At 59.0% G+C, this 25262-nt stretch carries 27 protein-coding genes and 1 pseudogene; 15 read left to right on the top strand and 13 right to left on the bottom strand.

The annotated features are described in order from the left end of the window. The first annotated feature begins 10 nt into the window (after window positions 1-10). The 4 genes from LJU29_RS27600 to LJU29_RS27585 all read left to right on the top strand — a co-directional run bounded on the left by LJU29_RS27600 (window position 11) and on the right by LJU29_RS27585 (window position 3806). Window positions 11-604 (top strand): mechanosensitive ion channel family protein, encoded by a 594-nt coding sequence (locus LJU29_RS27600; RefSeq protein ID WP_002551363.1) that lies wholly within the window; start codon window positions 11-13, stop codon window positions 602-604. 67 nt (window positions 605-671) lie between these two features. Beyond that, window positions 672-1304, top strand: a complete 633-nt coding sequence (locus LJU29_RS27595; protein ID WP_002551362.1) for a LysE family transporter — start codon at window positions 672-674, stop codon at window positions 1302-1304. Window positions 1305-1465: 161 nt separating this feature from the next. After that, the gene (locus tag LJU29_RS27590; protein ID WP_257111478.1) at window positions 1466-3364 is read left to right on the top strand and encodes a cytochrome c/FTR1 family iron permease; all 1899 of its coding nucleotides are present in this window, start codon (window positions 1466-1468) and stop codon (window positions 3362-3364) included. Window positions 3365-3578: 214 nt separating this feature from the next. Beyond that, a complete protein-coding gene (locus LJU29_RS27585) occupies window positions 3579-3806 on the top strand; it encodes a hypothetical protein (protein WP_002551360.1) in 228 nt (75 codons plus the stop codon). 87 nt (window positions 3807-3893) lie between these two features. Here LJU29_RS27585 and LJU29_RS27580 read toward each other — a convergent pair whose 3' ends face one another. Together LJU29_RS27580 and prlC are read right to left on the bottom strand one after the other, a co-directional pair. Next, window positions 3894-4181 (bottom strand): YheV family putative zinc ribbon protein, encoded by a 288-nt coding sequence (locus LJU29_RS27580; protein ID WP_005732774.1) that lies wholly within the window; start codon window positions 4179-4181, stop codon window positions 3894-3896. After that, window positions 4178-6265 carry an oligopeptidase A gene (gene prlC / locus LJU29_RS27575; protein WP_183137997.1) on the bottom strand — a complete coding sequence of 696 codons (2088 nt, stop codon included), beginning with the start codon at window positions 6263-6265 and terminating at the stop codon, window positions 4178-4180. The genes LJU29_RS27580 and prlC overlap by 4 nt, the downstream gene beginning before the upstream one ends. Before the next feature lie 76 nt (window positions 6266-6341). Between prlC and LJU29_RS27570 the strand changes: the two genes are divergently transcribed. Further along, complete coding sequence (locus tag LJU29_RS27570) at window positions 6342-6887, top strand: gamma carbonic anhydrase family protein (RefSeq protein WP_002551357.1); 546 nt, start codon at window positions 6342-6344, stop codon at window positions 6885-6887. Window positions 6888-7027: 140 nt separating this feature from the next. Here LJU29_RS27570 and LJU29_RS27565 read toward each other — a convergent pair whose 3' ends face one another. Further along, on the bottom strand, window positions 7028-8083 hold the full coding sequence (locus LJU29_RS27565) for an aminopeptidase (RefSeq protein ID WP_054994650.1): 1056 nt from the start codon (window positions 8081-8083) through the stop codon (window positions 7028-7030). A gap of 287 nt (window positions 8084-8370) precedes the next feature. Between LJU29_RS27565 and LJU29_RS27560 the strand changes: the two genes are divergently transcribed. Beyond that, a complete protein-coding gene (locus tag LJU29_RS27560; RefSeq protein ID WP_054994651.1) occupies window positions 8371-9039 on the top strand; it encodes a hypothetical protein in 669 nt (222 codons plus the stop codon). Between the two features lie 16 nt (window positions 9040-9055). After that, entirely contained in the window at window positions 9056-9490 is a 435-nt protein-coding gene (locus LJU29_RS27555) for a PA0061/PA0062 family lipoprotein (RefSeq protein ID WP_442628643.1), read from the top strand. On the opposite strand, the gene LJU29_RS27550 is transcribed toward LJU29_RS27555, so the two are convergent. Together LJU29_RS27550 and LJU29_RS27545 are read right to left on the bottom strand one after the other, a co-directional pair. Then, entirely contained in the window at window positions 9491-9724 is a 234-nt protein-coding gene (locus tag LJU29_RS27550) for a DUF1161 domain-containing protein (protein ID WP_011167298.1), read from the bottom strand. It abuts the gene before it with no gap. 118 nt (window positions 9725-9842) lie between these two features. Next, window positions 9843-10274, bottom strand: coding sequence for an OsmC family protein (locus tag LJU29_RS27545; RefSeq protein WP_257111476.1), 432 nt, complete (start codon window positions 10272-10274; stop codon window positions 9843-9845). 212 nt (window positions 10275-10486) lie between these two features. On the opposite strand from LJU29_RS27545, the gene LJU29_RS27540 reads away from it, so the two are divergent. Further along, entirely contained in the window at window positions 10487-11488 is a 1002-nt protein-coding gene (locus LJU29_RS27540; RefSeq protein WP_004660365.1) for an LLM class flavin-dependent oxidoreductase, read from the top strand. A 138-nt stretch (window positions 11489-11626) separates the two neighbouring features. Here LJU29_RS27540 and LJU29_RS27535 read toward each other — a convergent pair whose 3' ends face one another. Then, window positions 11627-11851 (bottom strand): DUF1161 domain-containing protein, encoded by a 225-nt coding sequence (locus tag LJU29_RS27535; RefSeq protein WP_002551351.1) that lies wholly within the window; start codon window positions 11849-11851, stop codon window positions 11627-11629. 150 nt (window positions 11852-12001) lie between these two features. Continuing rightward, window positions 12002-12217 (bottom strand): annotated as a pseudogene (locus LJU29_RS27530) (dodecin). A 166-nt stretch (window positions 12218-12383) separates the two neighbouring features. On the opposite strand from LJU29_RS27530, the gene LJU29_RS27525 reads away from it, so the two are divergent. Then, window positions 12384-12710: an ElaB/YgaM/YqjD family protein gene (locus LJU29_RS27525; RefSeq protein WP_002551349.1), complete on the top strand. Its 327-nt coding sequence runs from the start codon at window positions 12384-12386 to the stop codon at window positions 12708-12710. Here LJU29_RS27525 and LJU29_RS27520 read toward each other — a convergent pair whose 3' ends face one another. After that, window positions 12711-13667, bottom strand: coding sequence for a LysR family transcriptional regulator (locus LJU29_RS27520; RefSeq protein WP_122320959.1), 957 nt, complete (start codon window positions 13665-13667; stop codon window positions 12711-12713). A 79-nt stretch (window positions 13668-13746) separates the two neighbouring features. Here LJU29_RS27520 and trpB point away from each other — a divergent pair, with 79 nt between their 5' ends. The 3 genes from trpB (at window position 13747) to LJU29_RS27505 (ending at window position 16441) form a co-directional block, all read left to right on the top strand. Beyond that, complete coding sequence (gene trpB, locus LJU29_RS27515) at window positions 13747-14976, top strand: tryptophan synthase subunit beta (RefSeq protein WP_002551347.1); 1230 nt, start codon at window positions 13747-13749, stop codon at window positions 14974-14976. After that, window positions 14973-15785, top strand: coding sequence for a tryptophan synthase subunit alpha (trpA, locus tag LJU29_RS27510; RefSeq protein WP_004660359.1), 813 nt, complete (start codon window positions 14973-14975; stop codon window positions 15783-15785). The genes trpB and trpA overlap by 4 nt, the downstream gene beginning before the upstream one ends. A gap of 125 nt (window positions 15786-15910) precedes the next feature. Then, complete coding sequence (locus LJU29_RS27505; RefSeq protein ID WP_257111475.1) at window positions 15911-16441, top strand: anti-virulence regulator CigR family protein; 531 nt, start codon at window positions 15911-15913, stop codon at window positions 16439-16441. Between the two features lie 184 nt (window positions 16442-16625). Here LJU29_RS27505 and LJU29_RS27500 read toward each other — a convergent pair whose 3' ends face one another. The 3 genes from LJU29_RS27500 to LJU29_RS27490 form a co-directional block, all read right to left on the bottom strand. Continuing rightward, entirely contained in the window at window positions 16626-17450 is an 825-nt protein-coding gene (locus LJU29_RS27500) for an alpha/beta fold hydrolase (protein WP_005732763.1), read from the bottom strand. 213 nt (window positions 17451-17663) lie between these two features. After that, window positions 17664-17996, bottom strand: coding sequence for a DOPA 4,5-dioxygenase family protein (locus LJU29_RS27495; protein ID WP_117139771.1), 333 nt, complete (start codon window positions 17994-17996; stop codon window positions 17664-17666). Window positions 17997-18032: 36 nt separating this feature from the next. Continuing rightward, complete coding sequence (locus LJU29_RS27490; RefSeq protein ID WP_257111474.1) at window positions 18033-18983, bottom strand: choline sulfate utilization transcriptional regulator; 951 nt, start codon at window positions 18981-18983, stop codon at window positions 18033-18035. A gap of 114 nt (window positions 18984-19097) precedes the next feature. Between LJU29_RS27490 and betC the strand changes: the two genes are divergently transcribed. From betC to LJU29_RS27475, 3 genes are all read left to right on the top strand, one after another. Further along, window positions 19098-20603, top strand: a complete 1506-nt coding sequence (gene betC / locus LJU29_RS27485) for a choline-sulfatase (RefSeq protein ID WP_257111473.1) — start codon at window positions 19098-19100, stop codon at window positions 20601-20603. 37 nt (window positions 20604-20640) lie between these two features. Further along, window positions 20641-21567 (top strand): choline ABC transporter substrate-binding protein, encoded by a 927-nt coding sequence (locus LJU29_RS27480; RefSeq protein ID WP_005743937.1) that lies wholly within the window; start codon window positions 20641-20643, stop codon window positions 21565-21567. A gap of 177 nt (window positions 21568-21744) precedes the next feature. After that, entirely contained in the window at window positions 21745-23313 is a 1569-nt protein-coding gene (locus LJU29_RS27475; protein WP_257111472.1) for a SulP family inorganic anion transporter, read from the top strand. Window positions 23314-23409: 96 nt separating this feature from the next. On the opposite strand, the gene aroE is transcribed toward LJU29_RS27475, so the two are convergent. Beyond that, the gene (gene aroE / locus LJU29_RS27470) at window positions 23410-24234 is read right to left on the bottom strand and encodes a shikimate dehydrogenase (RefSeq protein WP_257111471.1); all 825 of its coding nucleotides are present in this window, start codon (window positions 24232-24234) and stop codon (window positions 23410-23412) included. Beyond that, the gene (gene hemF / locus LJU29_RS27465) at window positions 24234-25148 is read right to left on the bottom strand and encodes an oxygen-dependent coproporphyrinogen oxidase (protein ID WP_002551339.1); all 915 of its coding nucleotides are present in this window, start codon (window positions 25146-25148) and stop codon (window positions 24234-24236) included. Before hemF ends, aroE begins: the two co-directional genes overlap by 1 nt. Between the last annotated feature and the right edge of the window lie 114 nt (window positions 25149-25262).

Below are 25262 nucleotides of genomic sequence, written 5' to 3'. Positions count from 1 at the left end.
CGGGGAAGTGATGGACATGTTGGGCCTGCCGGTATCCGCGTACTGGCTTGAACCGCTGCTGGTGGGTGCGCAGATTCTGCTGATCCTGTTGGCCGGTTACGTATTGCAACGCATCGTGGGCGGTTTTCTGACCGGTCTGGGCGAGCGCTATCCATTGCCGCCAGAGCTGCTGGTGCCGGTGCGTGGCGGCTTGCGCTGGTTGATCATGGGCAGCGCGTTTGTTCTCGTCCTCGGCCGCCTCGGAGTTTCGGCCACAGTGCTGTGGACGGCACTGTCCGGCTTTGTAGCCGTCGCGGCGGTGGCGTTCTTCGCCATGTGGAGCGTGCTGTCGAACCTGCTCTGCGCCATTTTGATCTTCACCATCGGCCCGTTCCGCATCGGTGACATGGTCGAGCTGGTCGATACGCTGGACAAGCCCGGGGTAAAAGGTCGCGTGGTCGCTATCAATCTTATGTTCACCACCCTGATCGAGACCCCGGAAGCCGGTGGAGCGCTGGTTCAGGTGCCCAATAGCCAGTTTTTCCAGAAGTCGGTCCGGCGCTGGCGCGGCAGTGATCTGTTTCCACAAATGGTGGTTGCGAAGCAGCCTGACGAGCAGGATTAAAAATAGTTAGCCTTCCAAAGCGTTAACCACTAATTTATCGGGCATTCGACTTTGCTTGAGGTGCGTGATGGCGCTTGAAACGTGGCTGGGCTTCTTTGCGGCCTGCTGGATTATCAGCCTTTCCCCTGGCGCAGGCGCTATCGCCTCCATGTCCTGCGGCCTGCAATACGGTTTCCTGCGCGGCTACTGGAATGCCCTGGGGCTGCAAATTGCGTTGGTGGCGCAGATCGCGATTGTTGCTGCCGGGCTCGGCGCGGTATTGGCAGCTTCCGAGATGGCCTTCACGTTGATCAAGTGGTTCGGCGTGGCGTACCTGGTCTATCTGGGCATCAAGCAATGGCGCGCATTGCCTGCTGACCTTGGCGACGAGTCTGCCGTGCGCCCTGTCGGCAAACCGATGACGCTGGTGATCCGCGGTTTTCTGGTCAATATCAGCAACCCCAAGGCTCTGATCTTCATGCTGGCGATTTTGCCGCAATTCATCGAACCGGCTGCTCCACTGCTCATCCAGTACGCCATTATCGCGGCGACCATGGTCGTGGTCGATCTGATCGTGATGGCCGGCTACACCGGGCTGGCGTCGAAGGTGCTGCGCATGTTGAAGACACCTCGCCAGCAGCGTCGCCTGAATCGTACGTTTGCCAGTCTGTTCGTAGGGGCCGCGGGGTTTCTGGCCACGCTGCATCGCGGTACAGCGTAAACCTGCCGACCTCTTCAAGCCTTTGAACGAGCTAATGTCCTGTTCGAAGGCTATATGAAGTCCGAATGTAAGATTCTGTAACAAAAACAGACTTCGACACTTGAGTAGTGCTCTTGCGGCGTTAACAATGCACCGCATCGCATTCCTGTCGAGATTCTGCAATGCCCCTCCGTTCTCGTTTCCTTGCCTGGCTGCTGATACCACTACTGGCGCTGTGCAGCGGCGTCACGCTGGCTGATCCTGTCGAGGGCGCAGCCCAGGCGTTGCATCTGCTGGATTATCTGGGTGCCGACTATCCGGCCACTGTGGCGGATGGCAAGGTCGTGAATAGCGCCGAGTATCAACAGCAGGTCGACAACCTGGCCGCGCTGCAAGGCCTCGTCGTGGCCCTGCCGCAACGCGCAGAGCGTGCTGATCTGGAACGGGACGTGACGCAGCTGAAAAGCGCCGTAGCGGGTCGACAGGACGGTGTACAGGTTGTGCATCAGGCGCGGCAGTTGAGTGCGAAGCTCGCACTTGCCTACGAAGTCAGCCAGGCCCCTGCCATTACTCCGGACCCGGCCCGTGGTGCGCCCCTTTACGCTCAGCATTGCTCGGTCTGTCATGGCGATAGCGGCGCAGGTGATGGCCCGGCAGGCATCGGCCTGGAACCGCCTCCCTCAAACCTGCGTGACACGGCACGGCTGGATCGCCTGAGTCTTTATGATCTCTACAACGCGACCGGGCTGGGCATCGCCGGTACCGATATGCCCGCATTTGCCGACCAGCTGGACGACCGCCAGCGCTGGGACATCGCGACCTATATCGCCAGTTTCAGTGCACAACCGGTTGCCAACCCAGCCAAGACCTTCAACATCGCCGACCTGGCTCGCCAGACACCTGCCGAAGTTCAGGCAGCCGAGGGTGCGGATGCCAGCGCAACCTTTCGTGTCCAGCGCGCGCAGCCGCCACAGGTGCAGCGCGGCCCGGCACAACTGCTGGATTACACCAGTGTAACGCTTGACAAAAGCCTGGCTGCCTACAAGGCCGGTGATCGCGAGCAGGCCTATGACTTGTCGGTGGCAGCGTATCTGGAAGGTTTCGAACTGGTCGAAAGCTCGCTGGATAACGTAGACGCCAATGTGCGCAAGGACACTGAAAAAAGCCTGATGGCTTACCGACAGTCCTTGCAGGACAGCCTGCCGCTGGCGCAGGTTGCCCAAAAGCTGGAAGCGGCCAAAGGCAAGCTCAAGGAATCGGCGGGGCTGTTGGGCAGCGATGGTCTGAGCCTGTCGCTGAGCTACGTTTCGGGCCTGTTGATTCTGCTGCGTGAAGGACTGGAAGCGATTCTGGTACTGGCGGCGATTCTGGCGTTTCTGCGCAATACCGGCCAGCAGTCTGCGGTGCGCAGCGTCAACATCGGCTGGGGTCTGGCTTTGCTGGCCGGGCTGGGCATCTGGGCGCTGGCGGCCTACGTCATCGACGTCAGCGGCGCACAGCGTGAATTGCTGGAAGGTGCCACCGCGCTGTTTGCCAGCGTAATGGTGCTCTGGCTTGGTGTGTGGATGCACGACCGTCGTCATGCCGCCGCATGGCAGGACTATGTCAAAAGCAGTCTGGTCGGCGGCGGTGGTCGTTTCGGCTTCGCGGTGCTGGCGTTCTTCTCGGTGTATCGCGAGCTGTTCGAAGTGATCCTGTTCTATGAAACCCTGTGGTTGCAGGCAGGACCCGCCGGGCACGATGCCGTGCTGGCGGGTGGTGCCACGGCGCTGGTGCTGCTCGTGGGCCTGGCATGGGTCATCCTGCGCGGTTCGGCGAAGCTGCCGCTGTCGCTGTTCTTCGGTATCAACGCTGCGCTGCTGTGCGCGCTGTCAGTGGTGTTTGCCGGTCACGGCGTCAAGGCGCTACAGGAAGCGGGCATATTCGGTACCAGGCCCGTGCCGTTCTTCGAGTTCGACTGGCTGGGTATCCACGCCGACCTGTACTCGCTGAGCGCACAGGCCATTGCCCTGATCGCCATTGCGGTGCTGTACGGCAGAAGCCGTCTGGCAGAGAAACGCAGGCTGCAGACAGAAAGCTGAGACATCGCCTTCTTCATGGGCAAGCGGTGCGCGCCGCTTGCCTGCATGAACGAGTCGATACCGCTCCAGCCTGTTACTCGCGTGTTTTAACTTCCTGTACAAACAACCACCTGCCATTTCTGTCAGTAGACGCATTTTTAGTCGCGCACTACTGTAGGGAAACGCCAACTCGGCTGCCGGGTAATGGCGCATTTACCTGAGAACGAGGTGGGTGATGGCAAAGTATGAGATACGGTTGTGGGCTGAAGATATCGAGCAACATAACCATCCTGTAATAGCCATCCAGTTTTATGAGGACGACGACCTGCAAGAACAAGCCTGGGTCAGGCTGCACCCACACGGAAATCACAAGATTTTCGGCGAGCTGGGCAGGGATGAGGAAGTGCTGACGGTTCTGGCGCTAGCCTTCAGGAAGAAGGTGGCTGAATTGGCCGATTGGTAATTTCTGTCGCTGATAACCTGAGGCGGCGAGCTATAAAAAAGGTTCGTTCAGACGAACGAACCTTTCATTTTGACCCGACCGATCACGTCACTCAGGATCCACCGGCTTCTTCAACTTCGGATTCGGAAAAAACTGCACACCCTGCACTTTCGGATCTGCCGGTTTGACCACCACCTTGTTGACCCGCGTGCCCAGTTCCTTCGGTATCGAAATACCTTGCTCGTTGAGCGTATCGCTGTATCCGCAGCCGACGCACTCGCGGTGCGGCACGTCGTTTTCGCTCCACATCATGAGCTTGTCAGGCTCGCTGCACGCCGGGCAAACAGCCCCGGCGATGAAGCGTTTCTTGGTAATGATTACCGGTGTATCGGTCATGCTGCCGCATCCTCACTCAAGCCACTGTGACGCAAGAGTGCGTCAATCGACGGCTCGCGTCCGCGGAAGTCGACGAACAGCACCATCGGTGCCTGTGAACCGCCACGGGCCAGAATGGCTTCGCGGAAGGCGCGGCCGGTTTCGGCGTTGAGCACACCGTCTTCCTCGAATTTCGAGAACGCATCGGCAGACAGCACTTCGGCCCACTTGTAGCTGTAATAACCAGCTGCGTAACCGCCTGCGAAGATGTGCGCGAAGCTGTTTGGGAAACGGTTATAGGCAGGCGGACGCATCACCGACACCTCGTCACGAATGCCTTCCAACACCTCCAGCACGCTGCGGCCGTCGCCGTGGGTGGCGTGCAATTCAAAGTCGAACAGCGAGAACTCCAGCTGACGCACCATCATCAGGCCGGACTGGAAGTTCTTGGCGGCGAGCATTTTCTCCAGCAGGTCCTGCGGCAACGGCTCGCCGGTTTCGTAATGACCGGAGATCAGCGCCAGGCCTTCGGGCTCCCAGCACCAGTTTTCCATGAACTGGCTCGGCAACTCGACGGCGTCCCAGGCCACGCCGTTGATACCGGATACGCCGGCATGATCGATGCGGGTCAGCAGATGATGCAGGCCATGACCGAATTCGTGGAACAACGTGGTGACTTCATCGTGGGTCAGCAGCGCAGGCTTGCCCGCGACCGCAGGCGTGAAGTTGCACACCAGATTGGCCACCGGGCTTTGCAGAGTACCTTCAGCCGTGCGACGGCGATCACGAGCGCCGTCCATCCAGGCACCGCCACGCTTGTTGGCGCGCGCATACAGATCGAAGAAGAAACGCCCGACGTGCTGGCCGTTTTCCTTGATCTCGAACAGACGAACATCCGGGTGCCAGGTGTCGAAGCCTTTTTGCTCGGCAATCTCGATGCCGTACAGACGCTGGACGATAGCGAACAGACCGCCGAGCACTTTATCGATGGGGAAGTAGGCACGCAGGATTTCCTGGGAAACGCTATAGCGCTGTTCGCGCAGCTTCTCGCCGTAGAAACCGCTGTCCCAGCTTTGCAGATCCGGGCAACCCTGTTCGGCGGCGTAGGCCTTGAGCTGCTCCAGGTCCTGGGCCGCGAAAGGCTTGCTGCGCTTGGCCAGGTCACGCAGGAAGCTCAGCACCTGATCGCTGGACTCGGCCATCTTGGTTGCCAGGCTCAGCTCGGCAAAGTTCGCGTAGCCAAGCAGTTGGGCCAGTTCCTGACGCAGGTCGAGGATCTGCTCCATGACAGGGGTATTGTCGTTCTTGCCCGCATTCGGGCCTTGATCCGACGCGCGAGTGCAGTATGCCGCATAGACTTCTTCACGCAGTGCGCGGTCTTCGGCGTAGGTCATCACCGCGTAGTAGCTCGGGAATTCCAGCGTGATCAGGTAGCCTTCCAGATCCTTGGCCTTGGCGGCGGCAGCCATCTGCTGTTTGGCAGAATCGGTCAGGCCGGCGAGGGCGGACTCATCGGTAACCAGCTTGGTCCAGGCCTGAGTGGCATCGAGCAACTGGTTGGAAAACTGGCTGCCCAGCTCCGACAGTTTGCTCTGCACTTCGGCGTAACGCTTCTGCTGTTCAGGCGGCAGATCGATGCCGGACAGGCGGAAATCGCGCAGCGATTGCTCCAGAATGGTCTTCTGACCGACGTCGAAGGTGGCGGCTTCAGGACCGTTGGCCAGCGCTTCATAGGCCTGAAACAGTGCGCGATTCTGGCCCATCTCGGTGGAGTAGGCGCTCAATGCCGGCAGGCACGACTCATACGCTTCGCGCAGCTCAGCGCTGTTGCACACGGCGTTCAGGTGGCTGACCGGGCTCCAGGCAGCGCCCAGGCGGTCATTCAATTCGTCCATCGTCAGGACCAGCCCGGCCCAGGTCGGTGTCGACCCCTGTTTAGCGAGGATGTCGGCAATCGCGGCACGGTTGTCCGCCAGAATTTTTTCAATAGCAGGTTTGACATGTTCGGCACGAATCGCCGAAAAGGGTGGCAGGTCGTACGATTGCAGAAGAGGGTTGTTCGCGCTCACGGTTTTGCACCTTGGCTGGAAGAAACACCCAACCATCTTAATTACAATCGACGCCGACCGCAGCAACCAAACCCGCTCTGCACGCCTATCACTGCCAAAGAAGGAGCCTATCGTGGCCATTCGCAAGTTTCAGGACCACACCCCAGCCCTCGGCGAACGGGCCTTTGTCGACCATTCAGCGGTGGTTATCGGCGATGTTGAAATCGGAGCCGACAGCTCCGTCTGGCCGCTGACGGTGATACGCGGCGACATGCACCGCATCCGCATCGGTGCCCGCACCAGTGTGCAGGACGGCAGCGTGCTGCACATCACCCACGCAGGCCCCTTCAACCCGGACGGTTTCCCGCTGCTGATCGGCGACGAAGTGACCATCGGCCACAAGGCCATGCTGCATGGCTGCACAATCGGCAACCGCATTCTGGTCGGCATGGGCACCACCATCATGGACGGCGCGGTTGTCGAAGACGAGGTCATCATCGGCGCAGGCAGCCTGGTGCCACCGGGCAAAGTGCTGGAAAGCGGGTTTCTGTACGTTGGTCGTCCGGTCAAACAGGTACGTGCATTAACCGACAAGGAAATCGCCTTTTTTCCGTACAGCGCCACTAACTACGTGAAGCTCAAGGATCAGCATCTGGCGGAGGGGTTTGATAAGGCCTGACTATCGTTCCTGCGCTCCAGCGTAGGAATGCATCCCGTGACGCTCTGCGTCACAAATCTGCACAGCGCCGCTCACTCGAGGCCGGACGCAGAGCGTCCAGAAAGGCATTACCACGCGCAGCGTAGTAACAATAATCGTACTCAGGGCATCAACCGCTGCAACGCCGCCTTGCGCGCCTCGACCGGCAGCCCTCCCAGCTTTTCCACGGCATTGAAAAACGCCACCCAATCGCCATTCACCTGCCTGAACAACGCTGCAAACGCTGGCACCCACTGATCATAAAGACCAAATGGCAGCAGCTTGGCGTTGTTCATCGGGCTGTTGATCCAGGCATCAAAACGCTTGTCGCCTGCCCATTGTTCATCGCGTAACGTGCGGTAGTCACTGCGCAACCGCTCGAACTCTTCAGCCTTGCGCGCGCGCATCTCCTCAGCCGACAACGGCTGACGATACAACGCCTTGAGCCGCTCCCGAGTGTCGAGCACCAACCGGATAAACTGGTCACGCCGTGCGGACTGCGAAACACTCTCTGGCGGCAAACCCCGCGCCGCACGCCACTGCCGCGTACCTTCCTGTTCGACGAAGCTGGCGTAGGACTCGTTGAACTCGGTGTCGTCTTTCACATAAAACCGCTGATGCGCCAACTCATGAAAAATCAGCGTCGCCAAACGCTCATCTCCCCAGCCCATCATCGAACTGAGAATCGGGTCATTGAACCAGCCCAGTGTCGAATAGGCTTCCACACCGCTCAAATACACATCCTTGCCCGCCTGACGCTGCAACGCCGCCTCACCACGCGCCCCGCCAGGGCTGTAATAACCGCGATACGCGACGCAGCCGGCAATCGGAAAACAATGCGTAACAGGCTCCAGCGAAAACTCGTCGGTCGCGAACACATTCCACACCACATAAGGACGTCCCAGATCCGCATACAGGCGATAGCTCTGGTTATCCGGCAGATGCAAATGTTCACTGGCAAACGTCCGTGCCAACTGTGAACGGGCCAGACGCTCACGCAACCCGGCATCCCGCTTCGGGTCAGCGACGATCTTCGCCACCGGTTCGCGAGCCTGCAGCAATTGCCACTGCCCTTGAGCCAACTGGCCGTAGTAAGAAACGCTGGAGCAGCCGGCAAGCAGCGTGACGGCCGTCAGCGCTGGCAGGTGTCGAAGGCGTGGCAGGGAGAATGTGGCCATGAAGGAAGTGCTTTGGTGGCTTGGGTACGGTGATGTTATGCAGGAGGGGAGTGGGGATGTGCAACTGTTATGAGGATTGAAGGTTACAGAGACTCAAACCACGGACGAGCTGGAACGCACCGAGCTGTGCGCCCGTGTAAAAAGCTATTTTCATTAGACACAAACAGAAAACCCACCGTGCAGGTGGGCTTTAGGTATTGCTATATCATCTGTCCGTGGGGGGAGGCATAAGCCAGCTAGGCCCTCGGCAAGTGGGCAGACTATAGGGAGATTTGCAGTTGTCGTCAATGTCAGCTTTAGAGGTCGCAAAGGCAATCAGATTGTCCATTTCCTCTGCCCGGATTTCGACGTATGAGAACGCAGCGCGCGCTGTGGGCCGGGGTCTTGATGAGGCCATCACTTTGTATGCCTGGAACGCCCTCGTCTCTGCAGCGTTCCTTACACCGCTACACCTGTGCGAGGTGATTGTTCGTAACGGTGTTGCAGACGCAATCGCTTCGGTTTACGGCCCCGAGTGGCCTTGGAGTCCCGGCTTCGAGCAAAGCTTGCCCAATGTTACAGGTCCGGTTTTCAAGCCAAAACAAGAGCTTGCAAGAGCCAGACAGAAATGTGGAACAACCGGGGCCGTTATTGCGGAGTTGAAATTCGTCTTTTGGGAAAAAATGTTCACAAAACGGTTTGAAGGCCGTATCTGGACTCCTTATCTATACCGCTTTTTTCCAAACCTCGAAAAGTGCTTCACTGTATCTGCCCACCGAGCAAAGATCGCGGCTGATCTCGAACAAATCCGATTGCTTCGAAATCGAATTGCTCATCATGAACCAATCTTTTCACGAAACCTGAGAAGCGATTTTGCCGTTATCCAACGCTTGACCGAAACACGCTGCGCAGTTTCTGCAGACTGGATGAATGGCCAACAGCAGGTCATGTCAACGGTTGCCACTAAACCTTTTTAAACAGAGGTACACCTCGGTGCCAAACCGTCTTCTGATACTGATAACCGCACTCACTCTAGCCACCCTCGCCGGATGCGCCGGCCCCTTGCCCACCGCCAATCCGGACATGGCGTGGGTCGAGATGCGCACCATCACCGGCCAGTTGATCATGGGCGACAAGCTGGATGGCGAGAACACCTACGACGGGCGCTATTTTCAGGTGACGCCGGGCAGCCATGAGTTACAGGTGCGTTATGACTATGAGTACCGGTCGGGCGGCATGGGGATGATCGGCGACGAGTACACCGAGATCACGTGTTACGTCAGTGTTCGTTACGACCACTTCGCTGCCGGGCAGCGTTATGTGCTGGAGGTACGCTCACTGGCGAACAGTGTCGACGCCTGGCTTTACGATGCAGAGCGCAAGGTGGTGGCCGAGGAGGAAGAAGAGGGCGGGGTGCACTGCATCTGATCAGCGACCGTTGAGCTGGTAGATGATTTTTTTCGTACCGTTGTCGCAGCTGCCGACGATCATGCTGGGATCGGAAGCCTCTTCGTTGCTAACAATTTCCAGCGTGTAGGACGTGACGTTGTTGGCCTGGATCTTGGCTTCGATTTCATCCTTGAGTTCTTCACAGGATTTCGGCGCCGCCAGGGCGCTGGTTGCCAGCAGGGTGCAGGTTACTGCCAGAATAAAACGTTTCATGCTCGACTCCTGATCAAAATCAAACCATGCGCCAATGAACGCATGACCGATGAAGCAAGCCAGCTTTATACAGGAGATGAAGGAGCGCACAAGGCGCTCCCGCAAAGCTCGCTGTGGATCAGCTCAACAACGTAGCATCCAGAGTGATCTTGGCGTTCAGCACCTTGGAAACCGGGCAGCCTTCTTTGGCTTGCTTGGTCAGTTCGTCGAACTTCTCCTGCGTTGCGCCTGGCACTTTGGCCTTTAGGGTCAAATGCACAGCGCTGATTTCAAAACCGCCTTCAATCTGGTTAAGCGTCACGTCAGCATGAGTGTCGATGCTCTCAGCAGTCAGGCCTGCACCGCCCAGAATCATGGACAGTGCCATCGAGAAGCAGCCTGCGTGGGCCGCGCCGATCAATTCTTCAGGGTTGGTGCCTTTACCGCCTTCAAAACGAGCCTTGAAGCCGTAAGGCGCTTCTTTCAACACGCCGGTTTCCGTGGAAATGCTGCCGATACCGTTTTTCAGATCACCTTCCCAGTGGGCGGATGCTTTCTTGACGATGCTCATGGTGGCTCCTTCTTGAGATGAATTTGGATCAATGCTGTTACAAGGTTCTGAGGATAGACGGCTCTGGAAAGTTCAACCGTCGGAAAGACCAAGCGTTTAAGTAGGTTTTTATCCGCCTGCCATTGAAAAGCCAGACTTGCGCCCGCACTGCTGTTTCATCGTGGGCAGCTCCAGCAGCCAGCCCATCACAATTCGAGGAGCTACCCCGGCCTATGAAACGTCTGGCAGATGTAAAAATTTCCACCCTTGATCTGGTGCCGGTGCGCCACGACAAAGGGCCCGCCGATTCCCTGCGCAACTCGCTCAACCTTGCCCAGCATGTTGAAAAGCTGGGTTACAACCGCTTCTGGGTGGCCGAGCACCACAACATGGACGGCATCGCCAGTTCAGCGACCTCGGTGCTGCTCGCCTACCTGGCAGGCGGCACGTCGACCATTCGTGTCGGGGCTGGCGGGATCATGCTGCCCAACCATGCACCACTGGTGGTTGCCGAGCAGTTCGGCACGCTGGCCAGCCTGTATCCCGGTCGGATTGATCTGGGGCTGGGTCGCGCGCCGGGTTCCGATCAGATGACCGCTCGCGCCTTGCGCCGCGAACGCTCCGGCAGCGCCGAAGATTTTCCGGATGACGTCACCGAGCTGATGGAATATCTGGGGCCGCGTACGCCTGATCAAAAAGTGATCGCTGTTCCTGGCTCAGACACCAACGTGCCGATCTGGCTACTGGGCTCGAGCCTGTTCAGTGCTCAACTGGCAGGCATGCGCGGTTTGCCGTATGCCTTCGCGTCGCATTTTGCGCCGCGTTATATGCATGAGGCGATTCGCGTGTACCGCAATCACTTCCAGCCATCGGCCGTGCTCGACAAACCCTACGTGATGCTCGGCGTTCCGCTGTCCGCGGCAGACACCGACGAGCACGCCGAATACCTCGCGACATCTGTTTACCAGCGCATCCTGGCGCTGATGCGCGGGCACAGTCTGATGCAGCGCCCACCGGTCGAATCCATGGACGGCCTGTGGCTGCCGCATGAACGTGAAGCGGTGGCGAGCTTCCTGGGGCTGGCGATGGTTGGCGGCCCGGACAAGATCCGCGCCAAACTGGATGTGCTGCTTGAACAGACCGATGCCGATGAACTGATCTTCACGTGCGACATGTATGAGCACGAGGACAGGCTGCGTTCCTACGAGATTCTGGCGCAGGTCGCACAAGGCTGATAGCAACCTTTCGGGTCACAACGCGGGCTTCAAAAACAGCATCGCCCCGGACTGGATGACAGTCCGGGGCGATGCTGTTCGTGAAACCTGCAAACGGGATTAGCCGGCGAACCGACCTGAGTCAGGCCCGGCTGGCAATCAACCGCGTTGGTAAACGACTTCCTTGGTGCCGCCTTCGCAGGTGCCGACGACTTGCTTGTCGGACGCGCTGCCTTTCTCGACCACTTCCAGCGTGTAGGACGTTACGCCCTTCGCCTGGAGTCTGGCGTCGATTTCACTTTTCAACTCTTCACATGGCTTGCCTGCCGCGAGGGCAGTACCTGCAATGCTCAGCAAGCCTACAGCCAACAAAAACTTCTTCATGGGTAATCCCTCTCGTCCGGCCAAATGAAGACGCCATCGGAACAGGCGCCCATTGAAAACCCCCACGCCCACACATCAACCGTGTGGTCATATCAGTGTGTGTGTAGCGCAGGTTATGGCAATCGGCCAGCCGAAAGGTTCAGAAGGGCATCAGCTGTTGGTAATGCGGAAGCCGACTTTCAAGGTGACCTGGAAATGCGCGACTTTGCCGTTTTCGATATGGCCGCGGGTTTCGGTCACCTCAAATCATTCCATCAGGTCGAGGCTTTTGCTGGCTTCGGCCAGGGCGTTGTTGATGGCGTCTTCGATAGTGGTAGTGGAAGAGCCTACGATTTCAACTTTTTTGTACGTGTGATGATCGGTCATGGCAGTTCTCCTGAAGGTCTGGAAAAGACGCGATATAGACCGCGCTCCCTGCTTCTGTCAGGAGAACGCGCGCAAAAGTTCAGCGCTTTGCAAAAATCCCATCGCACTTTCCAAAAAGCCCGGAGTCGGAAACAACACGCCCACTCATCATTGCAGGAGAAACACCATGGCTACTACGTCACTTCGCAAAGCCTCGTTGCAGAGTATGGAAGCTGAGATCGAGAGCCTCCTGAAGTCCCTCGAGGGCCTGAAAGCCGACGCTACCGACGAGTCGCGCAAGACACTGAAAAATCTGAAAGCCAACGCTGAAAGCGCACTGAGCCATTCGCGCAGCCTGCTCAGCGATGTCTACGAAGACGTTAAAGAGAAAACCCGCGAAAATGCACTGGCAACTCGTGACTATGCTCAGGAGCACCCTTGGACCACCGCTGGTGTTGCGGTAGGTGCCATTGGCCTGATCACTGCCTACATGCTGTTCAAGCGCGGTAACTGATCAGATTCTGATCGGGTCCTCAGACCGCTTCAGCTCATTTTTCAACCACTGAGCAAGCTGTCGCGCCCGTCCATCGGCCGCACGTCTGGGTACCCAAAGCGCCAACTGCGCCGGGGTTTCGCTGAAACCCCATGGCGCAGCCAGGCGACCGGCTTTAAGGTCATCGATGACCAAAGGCTCCGGCGCAATCGCAATGCCCAGGCCCGCCACAGCCGCCTCCAGCAAATAATACAAATGCTCGAAACCCTGCCCGTAACGTAATGATCGCGGATCGATGCCGTTGTGCTGCGCCCAGCTTGGCCAGGCTTGCGGACGTGAGGTGGTTTGCAACAGTGATTCTTTGAGCAGTGCTGCGGCGGGTGCATCGCGCAGACTTTCGAATCGCGCGAAGCGTGGGCTCAAGACCGGCCCTATTCGTTCGCTCGCCAGTTCGAAAACCTGCATGTCTGCAGGCCACGGCGGCTCGGCGAATACCAGCAATGCATCCAGGCCGGGCCGGCGCGGATCAAGGTCGCCTTCACCTGCCGACAGGTGCAGGCGCAGGTCTGGCAACTCGGCATTAAGACGGCTCAAACGCGGTATGAACCAGCGCGCCAGCAGGCTGCCGGAACATCCCAACACGAATGGCGCGTCTGCGCTGCCCTTGCTCAGCTCGACACATACGCCGCGCAATCGATCGAATGCTTCGCCACTCACATCGCGTAACCGAATGCCTGCATCTGTGAGTTTCAAGCCTCGTCCGTCCTTGCTGAACAGGCTTACACCCAAGTGCTCTTCAAGCACTTTCAATTGGCGACTGACAGCACCATGTGTCACGTTCAGCTGTTCAGCGGCCTGACTGACGCTGCCAAGTCGGGCAGTGCTTTCGAAGGCACGCAGGGCGTTGAGGGGAGGAAGGTTGCGGCTCATGATCTGTGAGTTTTCCTGACAGGTTGCAGCGATCTTATCGGTTTTCATCCAGCCGTGCGCTGGTTAAAGTGGACCCATTGCCGATCCGGCTCAATTCATTCGCCCAATACTGCAACTGGAGCACTTCATGACCCAGACCAACTTCCGCAGCGGCCCCGACGCCAACGGCCTGTTCGGCTCATTCGGCGGCCGCTACGTGGCTGAAACCCTGATGCCGCTGGTGCTAGACCTCAACCGCGAGTACGAAGCCGCCAAGGCCGACCCGGAGTTCGCCAAGGAAATGGCCTACTTCCAGCGCGATTACGTGGGCCGTCCAAACCCGCTGTACTTCGCCGAGCGCCTGACCGAATTCTGTGGCGGCGCGAAGATCTACTTCAAGCGCGAAGAGCTGAACCACACCGGCGCGCACAAGATCAATAACTGCATCGGCCAGGTATTGCTGGCCAAGCGCATGGGCAAAAAACGCCTGATTGCGGAAACCGGCGCGGGCATGCACGGCGTTGCCACCGCTACCGTCGCGGCGCGCTTTGGCTTGCCTTGCGTGATCTACATGGGCGCGACCGACATCGAACGTCAGCAGGCCAACGTGTTCCGCATGAAGCTGCTGGGCGCTGAAATCGTTCCGGTCACTTCCGGCACCGGCACCCTGAAAGATGCGATGAACGAAGCGCTGCGTGACTGGGTGACCAACGTCGACGACACCTTCTACCTGATCGGCACTGTGGCAGGTCCGCATCCGTATCCGGCGATGGTGCGTGATTTCCAGGCCATCATCGGCAAGGAAACCAAAGAGCAGATGCAGGAGAAGGAAGGTCGTCTGCCGGACAGCCTGATCGCCTGCGTGGGCGGCGGCTCCAACGCCATGGGCCTGTTCCATCCGTTCCTCGATGACGCCAGCGTAGAAATCATCGGCGTTGAAGCGGGCGGTCACGGCGTGGATACCGACAAGCACGCGGCCAGCCTCAATGGCGGCGTACCGGGCGTGCTGCACGGCAACCGTACCTACCTGCTCCAGGATGGCGACGGGCAGATCACAGACGCGCACTCGATCTCTGCTGGCCTGGACTATCCGGGTATCGGCCCGGAGCACGCCTTCCTGCACGAAGTGAAACGCGTCGAGTACGTCAGCATCACCGATGACGAAGCGCTGGATGCCTTCCATCAATGCTGCCTGCTCGAAGGCATCATCCCGGCACTGGAAACCGCTCACGCACTGGCCGAAGCCATGAAGCGGGCAACCAACCTGCGCGACGACCACCTGATGGTCGTGTGCCTGTCCGGGCGCGGTGACAAAGACATGCAAACCGTCATGAACCATATGGCAGCCGCCGAAAAAACTCAGGAGAAGCTGGTATGAGCCGTCTCGAACAACGTTTCGCCCAGCTGAAAACCGAAGGTCGTGCGGCGCTGGTCACTTTCATCACCGCCGGCGACCCAGGCTACGACACCTCGCTGCAAGTCCTGAAGGGCCTGCCTGCTGCGGGTGCTGACGTGATCGAGCTGGGCATGCCGTTCACTGATCCGATGGCAGACGGTGTGGCGATTCAGCTCGCTACGCTACGCGCTCTGGACGCGGGCCAGACCCTGCAGAAAACCCTGCAGATGGTCAGCGAATTCCGTGTCGACGATCAGACCACGCCGATTGTGCTGATGGGTTACTACAACCCGATCCACCGCTTTGGCGTCGAAGCCTTCGTGGCGCAGGCAAAAGAAGCAGGCGTCGACGGTCTGATCATCGTTGACCTGCCTCCCGAGCACGACGCCGAACTGGCAACGCCTGCACAGGCATCCGGTATCGACTTCATCCGCCTGACCACGCCAACCACCGACGATGCGCGCTTGCCGCGTGTGTTGGAGCGCAGCTCCGGGTTTGTCTACTACGTGTCGGTTGCCGGTGTAACTGGTGCTGGCTCGGCGACCACCGAGCATGTCACTGAAGCCATTGCACGCTTGCGCCGCCACACCAGTCTGCCGATCAGCGTCGGTTTCGGTATCCGCACACCCGAGCAGGCTGCAGCCATTGCTCGTCTGGCAGACGGCGTTGTAGTGGGCTCGGCGTTCGTCGATAAGATCGCCACTGCCGAGTCGCCTGAAAAGGCAATCGATGGCGTGTTGACTCTGTGCGCCGCATTGGCCGAAGGCGTACGTAACGCACGCATCGGCTGAGGGTAAAGTTTCTGATACAGAGGAATCAAAGCGCTATCAGCGGTTCTATGTAGCACGACACAAGGGGTTCATGACCAATGTCATGAACCCCTTTTTGCTGCATTGAGTGAAGCTGAGGAAGCACCATGAAACTGCCAAACCGTTTTATCACCGGGCTGGGTATCTTGATGATCAGCGCCAGCCCGCTACTGCAAGCGGCGCTGCCTGACCAGCGCGGTGATGGCCCGGACGACAACCTCGGCGGCCAGCAGCAGGGACCGCAGAACAACGGCGGCCATAAAGAGCGCGCTAATGACCGTGGTCCGGGCAACGATAACGGCAGGGGTCCAGACAAGGGCCCGGGTAGCCAGCCAGGCAGACAGGCCCACCAGGACAACCGCGGCGGCAACCGCCCACCGCAGGATTTCGGCCCGGTACGCGAGACCTTCCAGCAGCACCGCGACGTCATCGGCCGAGGCCAGCCGCTGCCATCTGGTGTACACATCGCCAAAGGCCGTCCGTTGCCACCTGGTTACGGTAAACGCCTGGACAGCCGCTCGCTGCAATACCTGCCACATTATGACGGCTACGAATGGCGACGCCTGGGCACCGACGTCGTACTGATCGCCGTGGGTTCGGGAATTGTTTACGCGATTCTGGATGGCGTGTTGAATTGATGGTCTGCTGACGCCCTTGAATGCGCGGTGACACACAGACTTGTGACGCGGAGCGTCACGAACGGCATTCCCACGCTGGAGCGTGCGGAACGATCATCCAACTATCGTGCGACGCTCCGCGTCGCATGCCGTTCTGGACGCTCCGCGTCCGATCTAGAGGGCCCAGCGTAGAAACCAGCCCACCTCAACCCTGCTGCTGATTAACCCGCGCCAAAAACGTCATCAGCGCCCCTGACACAAAATCCGGGTTTTCCAGATTGGCAATATGACCCGCTTCAGGCACCAGCACGTAAGGGCAGCCAATCAGGCTGGCCATCTCACGGGTTTCTTCAGGCGGACGCGGGATGTCTGCATCCCCACACATTACCAGCGTGGTGTCTGCATTCAGTTGCTCTATCAACCCAAGCCGATCGTCACGACCAAAGATCATTCGCCCCAGGGGCACTACAGTCTGGCGCAACTGCTCTGCATTCATACCCGCCAATGCGGAGCGGAACGCCTGATACACCGGCGACTGCGGGTCAATGCCAGGCCGGAAGAAGATCGGCACCACAATGTCCAACAGCGGCTCAGGAAAGGCACCGGCCTCTTCCAGCTTGTCGAGCAACGAGAAATAGTAGGCTTTCTTGGCTTCCGACTCTTTGCCCAGATAAGTGTCCATCAGCACCAGCCCGGTGATCCGCTCTGGCGCGAGCAGCGCAGCAATCGCACCCCACATGCCGCCCACCGACAGCCCGACGATGCTGCAACGCTCGATATTCAAATGATCCAGCAGCGCCAGCGCATGACGGGCCAGATCATCGAGATTGCGGGTGCCTTCCGGAAAACCGCTGGAATCTCCATGCCCCCAAAGGTCCGGCACAATCACCCGATACCGGCTGGCCAGCGTGTCGATCTGCGCACTCCACATCGCCTTGTCCCAAAGGTAACTGTGACCGAGCAAGACAACCGGCCCGGTGCCTTGGTCAGCGTAGTGGAGGGTCTTACCGTCGATGAGTAGATCCGGCATTTCTGATGATCCTCTGTCTGGTCTTTCAGCATTCATTTCAGGCAGCCCGTGAAAGGCGGCTTATCGATGTTGACGCGTATGCATGACCATTTTGTTGAAATTTGCGCTGCAACGGACCGAGTGGTCATTTTTCAGCGGAGCTATCTTACACCGATCTTTTCGACGAGGAATGCGCTTGTAATTGCTGAATGAAAACGGCCGAGAAGCTGGCTATCAGCCACTTAGAGCGCCCAGATTCAAAGGCCGAACCGCGCCCATCCAGATGGCATGGTCGGTATGGTCGCGCAGCTCATCGCCCGTCAACGGATGCAGAAAAACCACCAATCCATCGCGATTAAGCGCGAGCCATAAAGTGACGTCAGCCAACTGCTCATGCCCGAACGCCAACTGGCAACTCCAGTCCGGATGCGGGCCAACCAGCTTTTGGTGAACGCGGCCCATCTGCAGCGCAAATTTCTCGGTCGCGGCTTCGCACAGGGCTCGGGCCTGGTCCAGGGTCTGGGCGTTGAAATAGATATGGGCGTGGTAGCCGTGGATGTCTTGCATGTATGAGTCCTTCCTGACCAAAAAATGAACGCCTGCTTACACCGCAATCGACGGCAACGGCCTGCCCGCCAGCGAAACCCCGCTCAACGCCTGCTCACTCGCCAGCCAGTCCATGAACTGCTGGACGATCTGCACGCGCCGTTTGCGCTGGGGCAAAACCACGTAATAGCCTTGGCCGGAAATGGCGGCTCCGGCGATGGGGCGGCAGAGCAGGCCTTGGTCGAGGAGGTCGTCGACCAGGTGTTTCCAGCCGATGGCGATGCCTTGTCCGCCAATCGCAGCCTGGATGAGCAGGGTGTAGTTGTCGAAACGCAGCTGGCCGGGGGTAGGGGCCTGGGGGATGTCGAGGGCGCGGAATACGCCCGCCCAGTCGAACCAGTTGTTGCTGCTTTCGCCGCGCAGGTGCAAGAGCGGAAAGTCGCGCAGTGCCTCGTTGGGCAGCGGCGTCTGGCGACCCGTGATCAGTTGCGGGCTGCACACCGGAAAGACTTCTTCGCTGAACAGCCAGTGGCTTTCGCCTTGCTTGAAGCGCCCGTCGCCGAACAGTACGGCAACGTCGATATCTGCGCGTAACATGCTGTGGGTACGCTCGCTGGTGACCAGGCTGACATCCACGTCCGGGTTGACCTTGTGGAAACGGTGCAGACGCGGCATCAGCCAGTAGGCGGCGAAGGCAAAGTCGGTCGCCACTTGAAGCACTTCGTGCTGGTGCTGTTCGGTGATCGCTATCAGTCCGCTGTCGATGGATTGCAGGCCAGCCTGCACATGGCTGAACAATATTTCACCGGCTTCGGTAAGCTCGATGCCGCGATAGATCCGGTCAAACAGGCGGGTGGCCAGCTGTTCTTCAAGGCGCTTGATCTGCTGGCTGACGGCAGGCTGGGTAGTGCCCAGTTCGATAGCCGCCGCAGTGAAGCTGCGCAAGCGAGCCGCGACTTCAAAGGAACGCAGCAGGTCGAGGGACATGTCGCCAAAAACTTCAAACATAAGCGGTGCTTATCCTAGGCATTGCTGCGCATGGGCTTTACCATCAAACACGACGACTTCATCCTCGTACCCGGCACTTTCGCATAACTTTTCACAATGGGATGCAGCGATTACATGAAGCGCAAAAATATTCTGTTCATCATGGCCGATCAAATGGCCGCGCCAATGTTGCCGTTTTACTCCCGGTCTCCAATCCAGATGCCGAATCTGAGCCGCCTTGCTGCCGACGGCGTGGTGTTCGATTCAGCGTATTGCAACAGCCCTCTGTGCGCACCATCGCGTTTCACACTGGTCAGCGGTCAGCTGCCAAGCAAGATCGGCGCGTACGACAACGCAGCCGACTTCCCGGCTGATATTCCAACCTACGCTCACTATCTGCGTGCGCTGGGCTACAAGACCGCTCTGGCAGGCAAGATGCATTTCTGTGGGCCGGATCAACTGCACGGTTACGAAGAGCGCCTGACCAGTGACATTTACCCGGCCGACTATGGCTGGTCGGTCAACTGGGACGAGCCGGACGTGCGTCCGAGCTGGTATCACAACATGTCTTCAGTGTTGCAGGCCGGCCCGTGCATTCGTACCAACCAGCTGGATTTCGATGAAGAAGTGCTGTTCAAGTCCCAGCAGTATCTGTACGACTATGTACGCCAGGACGGTGATGCGCCTTTCTGCCTGACCGTTTCCATGACTCATCCTCATGATCCGTACATCATTCCCAAGCCGTTCTGGGACCTGTACGCCGACGAAGAGATCCCGATGCCGCCGCCGCACGCCAATCAGGCCGCGCTGGACCCGCATTCGCAACGGCTGCTCAAGGTCTATGACCTGTGGGACAAGCCCATGCCGACCGACAAGATTCGTGATGCGCGCCGCGCCTACTTTGGCGCGTGCAGCTACATCGACCTCAACGTCGGCAAGCTGATGCAGACGCTGGATGAAGTCGGGCTGGCGGAAGACACCATCGTGGTGTTCTCCGGCGATCACGGCGACATGCTGGGCGAGAAGGGCCTCTGGTACAAAATGCACTGGTTCGAAATGGCCGCCCGCGTGCCGTTAGTGGTGTATTCGCCGGGCCAGTTCAAGCCAGGGCGGGTCAGTGCGTCGGTGTCGACTGCCGACTTGCTGCCGACCTTCGTCGAAATGGCCAACGGCAAACTGGACGCCGGGTTGCCACTGGACGGACGCTCGCTGATGCCGCACCTGAAACGCAAGGGCGGGCACGATGAGGTGTTCGGCGAGTACATGGCCGAAGGCACGACCAGCCCGTTGATGATGATCCGTCGCGGCGCTTACAAATTCATCTATTCGGAGCAGGACCCGTGCCTTCTCTTCGATGTGAAGAAGGACCCGAAAGAGCAGAAGGATCTGAGCCAGTCACCCGCCCATGAAAAGCTGTTCAATGACTTCCTGGCTGAAGCTCGAGCCAAGTGGGATATACCGGCGATACACCAACAGGTGCTCGCCAGCCAGCGCAGAAGGCGCTTCGTCGCCAAATCGCTGGCAACCGGCAAGCTGAAGAGTTGGGATCACCAGCCACTGGTCGACGCCAGTCAGCAGTACATGCGCAACCACATTGATCTGGACGATCTGGAGCGTAAGGCACGTTTTCCGCAACCTTGACCCTGCCCACACCAAAAAAATCAAAAGGGGTACATCAATGAAGAAGTTATCCACAGCCGTTGCGGTCGCGGTCATGGCGTTCGGCAGCCTTGCGGCGCAGGCAGAGGACGCAAGTTGCAGCACCGTGAAAATGGCCGATCCGGGCTGGAGTGACATCGGGGCCACCAATGCTATCGCCAGCGTGGTGCTTGAAGGTCTGGGCTACAAGGCCAAGGTCGACACCTTGGCCGTGCCGATTGCCTATGGCGGCCTGAAAGACGGCAAGCTGGATGTTTTTCTGGGTAACTGGATGCCGGCGCAGCAGGGCTTTTACGACAAGTTCGTGGCGACCGGCGATGTAACGCAATTGGCCAGGAACCTTGAAGGCACCGAGTTCACCCTGGCCGTGCCGGACTATGTGTGGGACGCCGGCGTGCATGATTTTGCCGACCTGAATAAATTCGCTGACAAGTTCGACCAGAAGATCTACGGCATTGGCGCTGGCGCACCTGCCAACCTGTCGCTGCAGGAGATCATCAAGAAGAATGAATTCGATCTGGGCAAATGGAAGCTGGTCGAGTCGAGCGAGACGGCGATGCTCGCCGAGGTCAATCGCAATGTGAAGAAGAAAGCGTTTGTGGTCTTCCTCGGCTGGACCCCGCATCCGATGAACGTGCAGATCAAAGGTATGCATTACCTCAAGGGCGGCGAGAAATACTTTGGCGATACCGGCTCGGTCTTCACCCTGACTCGCAAGGGTTATGCGCAAGCCTGTCCGAACGTCGGCAAGCTGCTGACCAATCTGAGCTTCACCCTGGACATGGAAAACAGCATCATGGCTGAAGTGGCGAACAAGAAAGTCAGCAATAGCGCAGCGGCAAAGGCCTGGATCAAAGCCAATCCCGCAGTGCTGGACACGTGGCTGGAGGGCGTGAAGACGTTTGATGGCAAGGATGGGCTGACGGCGGTGAAGGCCAGATTGTAGTCGTAAGGTCTTGAGTGCGCGGCGTGGCGCAGATCTGTGACGCGGGGCGTCACCCAAGGCATTCCAACGCTGGCGCGTGAGGAACGATAGGTGTCCGACTATCGTGCCCCATGCTCCGCGTGGGTATGCCGTTCTGGGCGCTCTGCGTCCTCTACGTTCAATTCACTCGAGGGACCGATGCGCTGGCTCAATCGCCATAAAATTCTACCGTTTCTGGCCTGGCTGCCGCAGCAGAGCCGCGCCAGTGTCGGGCATGATGCGCTGGTGGGCCTGAGCGGTGCCATTCTGGCCCTGCCGCAGTCCATCGCTTACGCACTGATCGCCGGGCTGCCTCCGGAGTACGGCCTGTACGCCGCGATTGTTCCTGTTCTGATCGCCTGCCTGTGGGGCTCGTCCTGGCACCTCATCTGTGGGCCGACTGCGGCTATTTCCATCGTGCTGTATGCCAGTGTCAGTCCGCTCGCCGTTCCGGCCAGTCAGGACTACATAATGTTGATCCTGCTGCTGACGTTCATCGCCGGTATATTCCAGCTATTGCTGGGGATGATGCGCTTCGGTGCGCTGGTGAATTTCGTTTCGCACTCAGTGGTGCTCGGTTTCACACTGGGCGCTGCAATAGTCATTGCACTCGGGCAGATGCCCAATCTGCTGGGCATTGACCTGCCGAGTCAGACCACCGCCCTTAGAAGCCTGACCGCCGTGTTAGAACATCGTGGAGAGGTCGATCTACCTTCACTGACACTGGGCCTGTTGACCCTGGCGCTGGGCATCGGGCTCAAACTCCTGGTGCCTCGCTGGCCAACCTTATTGATTGCATTGGTATCGAGCAGCCTGTTGGTATGGCTGTGGCCGGCGATGTTCGGCCATGTCCGTGTGGTCAGTGCCTTCGTTGGCCATCTACCGCCTTTCAGCCCGCTACCGCTGGACCTTGAGCTGATCCTCAAGCTGCTGCCGACAGCAGTGGCGGTGGGCATGCTCGGGCTGGTCAACAGCCTGTCGATTGCCCGCTCGCTATCGGCACGTTCGCAGCAGATGCTCAACGCCAATCAGGAAGTCCGTGCGCAAGGTCTGTCGAATATGGTCGGCTCGCTGTTTTCCGGCTACCTGTCAGCGGGATCGTTCACCCGTGCGGCGCTGAGTTACGAGGCGGGTGCGCGTTCGCCGTTGGCCGGCGTTTTTTCGGCGCTATGGGTGGCATTGTTCGCGGTCGCCGGAGCCTCGTTGATCTCGCACATTCCAATCCCGGCCATGGCCGCCTCAATTCTGCTGATCTGCTGGGGCCTGGTGGATCGTCGTGGCATTCGCGCACTGTTCCGTGTCAGCCGCGCCGAGTTTTTCGTGATGGCGCTGACCTGTCTGGCCACCCTGCTGCTGGAGCTGCAAACCGCGATTTATGCCGGTGTGCTGGCCTCGCTGTTCTTCTACCTCAAACGCACCTCACAACCGCGCGTGCAGCAATGGCGCGAAGGCGATGAGGATGTGCTGCGGGTCGGCGGCTCGATCTTTTTCGGTGCCAGCCACTACCTGCAAACCCGCCTGCAACGCACTGAAGGGCTGCGTGTGGTAATCGATGCGCAGCAGATCAACTTCATCGATTACTCAGGCGTGGAAATGCTTCATCAGGAAGCGAGACGTCTGGGCCGTCAGGGGCGATTACTGATCCTGCGCAATACCAGGCCGCAAGTGATCGAGGAATTGCACAAGCTGGAAGGGCCGCAGAACTGCCCGATTCTGTTTGAGGATTGAGCCATAACTCATCGTCCCGACGCCCTGCGTCGCAAGAGGACGCGGAGCGCCCAGAACGGCATGCCAACGCGGAGCATTGGCACGATAGTCTCTCAGTCAACCAGCCGCCAGCAGCCTGCGCAACTCGGCCAGTACCGGAGCCGAGTCCGGCCGCACGCCGCGCCATAGCAGGAAAGCTTCTGCCGCCTGCTCCACCAGCATACCCAAGCCATCAACCGACTGTGCCGCACCCTGTTCAGTGGCCCAGCGGCAAAAGGCGGTGGGCTCTTTGCTGTACATCATGTCGTAGCAGAAGGTCGCACCGGGCTGGATAAGGCTCGGGGAAATCGGTGGCAGCTCTCCGGCCAGACTGGCAGAGGTGGCATTGATGATCACATTCACCGGCTCTTCAAGCCAATCGAAGCTACTGGCAAACACAGGGCCAAGATCCGCAAATTCCTGAGCCAGTCGTTCGGCTTTTTCAACGGTGCGATTGGCAATCACCAGCACTGAGGGTTGCTCCGCCAGCAAAGGCTCCAGCGCGCCACGCACAGCACCACCCGCACCCAGCAACAGAATGCGCTGACCACGCAGGCTACGCCCGCAATTGACTGTCAGGTCGCGCACAAGCCCGGCACCGTCGGTGTTGTCACCCAGCAGCGTACCGTCATCGAGCTTGCTCAAGGTGTTCACGGCTCCCGCACGCTGCCCGCGCTCGGTCAGGCTATCAGCGAGGCGATAGGCTTCTTCCTTGAACGGCACAGTCACGTTGGCACCACGTCCGGTCTGGAAAAACGCCTGGGCAAATGCGGTGAAATCATCCAAAGGTGCCAGCGACGTCTGGTAATCCAGCGCCTGCCCGGTTTGCTCGGCGAACAGGCGATGAATCAACGGCGACTTGCTGTGGCCAATGGGGTTACCGAAGACGACGTACCGGTCCATCAGTTGTCCGCCAGCCAGTCGCGATCAGTCAGGAAGTATTCGGTCAGACGCGCCTCCTCACTGCCCGGAGCGGCTTTCCAGTCATAACCCCAGCGCACTTGCGGCGGCAGCGACATAAGGATCGATTCGGTACGGCCACCCGATTGCAGACCGAACAGCGTGCCGCGGTCGTACACCAGGTTGAACTCGACGTAGCGCCCCCGACGGAATTCCTGAAACTCGCGCTGCTGCACCGTATAGGCCGCAGCCTTGCGACGACGCACGATCGGCAGGTAGGCATTGATAAACGCATCACCGATGGCGCGGATGAAGGCAAAGCTGGTATCGAAATCCCACTGGTTCACGTCATCGAAAAACAGACCACCGATACCGCGTGGCTCATCACGATGCTTGAGGTGGAAGTAACTGTCGCACCATGCCTTGTAGCGCGGGTAGACATCGTCGCCGAAGGGCGCACAGGCGCGTTCGGCCACCCGGTGCCAGTGTACGCAGTCTTCCTCGACGCCATAGTAGGGCGTCAAATCGAAACCGCCACCAAACCACCAGACCGGCTCCTCGCCTTCTTTCTCGGCAATGAAGAACCGCACATTGGCGTGGGACGTCGGCACATGCGGGTTGTGCGGGTGAATCACCAGCGACACGCCCAGCGCCTCGAAACCACGCCCGGCCAGCTCAGGCCGGTGGGCACTGGCCGACGGAGGCAGGTTGCTGCCGAACACGTGGGAAAAGTTGACACCACCTTTCTCGATGACCGCGCCATTCTCGATCACCCGCGTGCGACCACCGCCGCCCGCCGGACGCGTCCAGGCATCTTCCACAAAGTGTGCGTTGCCATCTTCCTGCTCGAGCGCGGTGCAGATCCGGTCTTGCAGGTCGAGCAGGTAGGCTTTTACGGCCTCGGTACGGGTACTCATGAGGATCCCTTACGGCTGACGTCAAACGGCTGAGCCCCCGCAGCAAAAGAGGCGCAGGCAAATTGGCGCGTAGCATACCATCGGCAGCGCTGGCTGGCAGTTGACGAAGGCCGG

The sequence above is a fragment of the Pseudomonas ficuserectae genome (genome assembly GCF_024584585.1).
Classification (GTDB): Bacteria; Pseudomonadota; Gammaproteobacteria; order Pseudomonadales; family Pseudomonadaceae; genus Aquipseudomonas; species Aquipseudomonas amygdali.
This window is presented reverse-complemented; position numbering and strand designations above follow the sequence as displayed.

Bases quoted from the DNA above. Each gene is read 5' to 3' on its own strand.
- LJU29_RS27495 (WP_117139771.1), bottom strand. From the start codon at position 17,996: ATGCAAGACATCCACGGCTACCACGCCCATATCTATTTCAACGCCCAG.
- aroE (WP_257111471.1), bottom strand. From the start codon at position 24,234: ATGGACCGGTACGTCGTCTTCGGTAACCCCATTGGCCACAGCAAGTCG.
- LJU29_RS27505 (WP_257111475.1), top strand. From the start codon at position 15,911: ATGAAACTGCCAAACCGTTTTATCACCGGGCTGGGTATCTTGATGATC.
- LJU29_RS27560 (WP_054994651.1), top strand. From the start codon at position 8,371: ATGTCAGCTTTAGAGGTCGCAAAGGCAATCAGATTGTCCATTTCCTCT.
- prlC (WP_183137997.1), bottom strand. From the start codon at position 6,265: ATGGTTGGGTGTTTCTTCCAGCCAAGGTGCAAAACCGTGAGCGCGAAC.
- LJU29_RS27565 (WP_054994650.1), bottom strand. From the start codon at position 8,083: ATGGCCACATTCTCCCTGCCACGCCTTCGACACCTGCCAGCGCTGACG.
- LJU29_RS27590 (WP_257111478.1), top strand. From the start codon at position 1,466: ATGCCCCTCCGTTCTCGTTTCCTTGCCTGGCTGCTGATACCACTACTG.
- LJU29_RS27480 (WP_005743937.1), top strand. From the start codon at position 20,641: ATGAAGAAGTTATCCACAGCCGTTGCGGTCGCGGTCATGGCGTTCGGC.
- LJU29_RS27580 (WP_005732774.1), bottom strand. From the start codon at position 4,181: ATGACCGATACACCGGTAATCATTACCAAGAAACGCTTCATCGCCGGG.
- betC (WP_257111473.1), top strand. From the start codon at position 19,098: ATGAAGCGCAAAAATATTCTGTTCATCATGGCCGATCAAATGGCCGCG.
- trpB (WP_002551347.1), top strand. From the start codon at position 13,747: ATGACCCAGACCAACTTCCGCAGCGGCCCCGACGCCAACGGCCTGTTC.
- LJU29_RS27535 (WP_002551351.1), bottom strand. From the start codon at position 11,851: ATGAAGAAGTTTTTGTTGGCTGTAGGCTTGCTGAGCATTGCAGGTACT.
- hemF (WP_002551339.1), bottom strand. From the start codon at position 25,148: ATGAGTACCCGTACCGAGGCCGTAAAAGCCTACCTGCTCGACCTGCAA.
- LJU29_RS27545 (WP_257111476.1), bottom strand. From the start codon at position 10,274: ATGAGCATCGTCAAGAAAGCATCCGCCCACTGGGAAGGTGATCTGAAA.
- LJU29_RS27595 (WP_002551362.1), top strand. From the start codon at position 672: ATGGCGCTTGAAACGTGGCTGGGCTTCTTTGCGGCCTGCTGGATTATC.
- LJU29_RS27520 (WP_122320959.1), bottom strand. From the start codon at position 13,667: ATGAAAACCGATAAGATCGCTGCAACCTGTCAGGAAAACTCACAGATC.
- LJU29_RS27500 (WP_005732763.1), bottom strand. From the start codon at position 17,450: ATGCCGGATCTACTCATCGACGGTAAGACCCTCCACTACGCTGACCAA.
- LJU29_RS27525 (WP_002551349.1), top strand. From the start codon at position 12,384: ATGGCTACTACGTCACTTCGCAAAGCCTCGTTGCAGAGTATGGAAGCT.
- LJU29_RS27540 (WP_004660365.1), top strand. From the start codon at position 10,487: ATGAAACGTCTGGCAGATGTAAAAATTTCCACCCTTGATCTGGTGCCG.
- LJU29_RS27600 (WP_002551363.1), top strand. From the start codon at position 11: ATGGACATGTTGGGCCTGCCGGTATCCGCGTACTGGCTTGAACCGCTG.
- LJU29_RS27490 (WP_257111474.1), bottom strand. From the start codon at position 18,983: ATGTTTGAAGTTTTTGGCGACATGTCCCTCGACCTGCTGCGTTCCTTT.
- LJU29_RS27475 (WP_257111472.1), top strand. From the start codon at position 21,745: ATGCGCTGGCTCAATCGCCATAAAATTCTACCGTTTCTGGCCTGGCTG.
- LJU29_RS27585 (WP_002551360.1), top strand. From the start codon at position 3,579: ATGGCAAAGTATGAGATACGGTTGTGGGCTGAAGATATCGAGCAACAT.
- trpA (WP_004660359.1), top strand. From the start codon at position 14,973: ATGAGCCGTCTCGAACAACGTTTCGCCCAGCTGAAAACCGAAGGTCGT.
- LJU29_RS27550 (WP_011167298.1), bottom strand. From the start codon at position 9,724: ATGAAACGTTTTATTCTGGCAGTAACCTGCACCCTGCTGGCAACCAGC.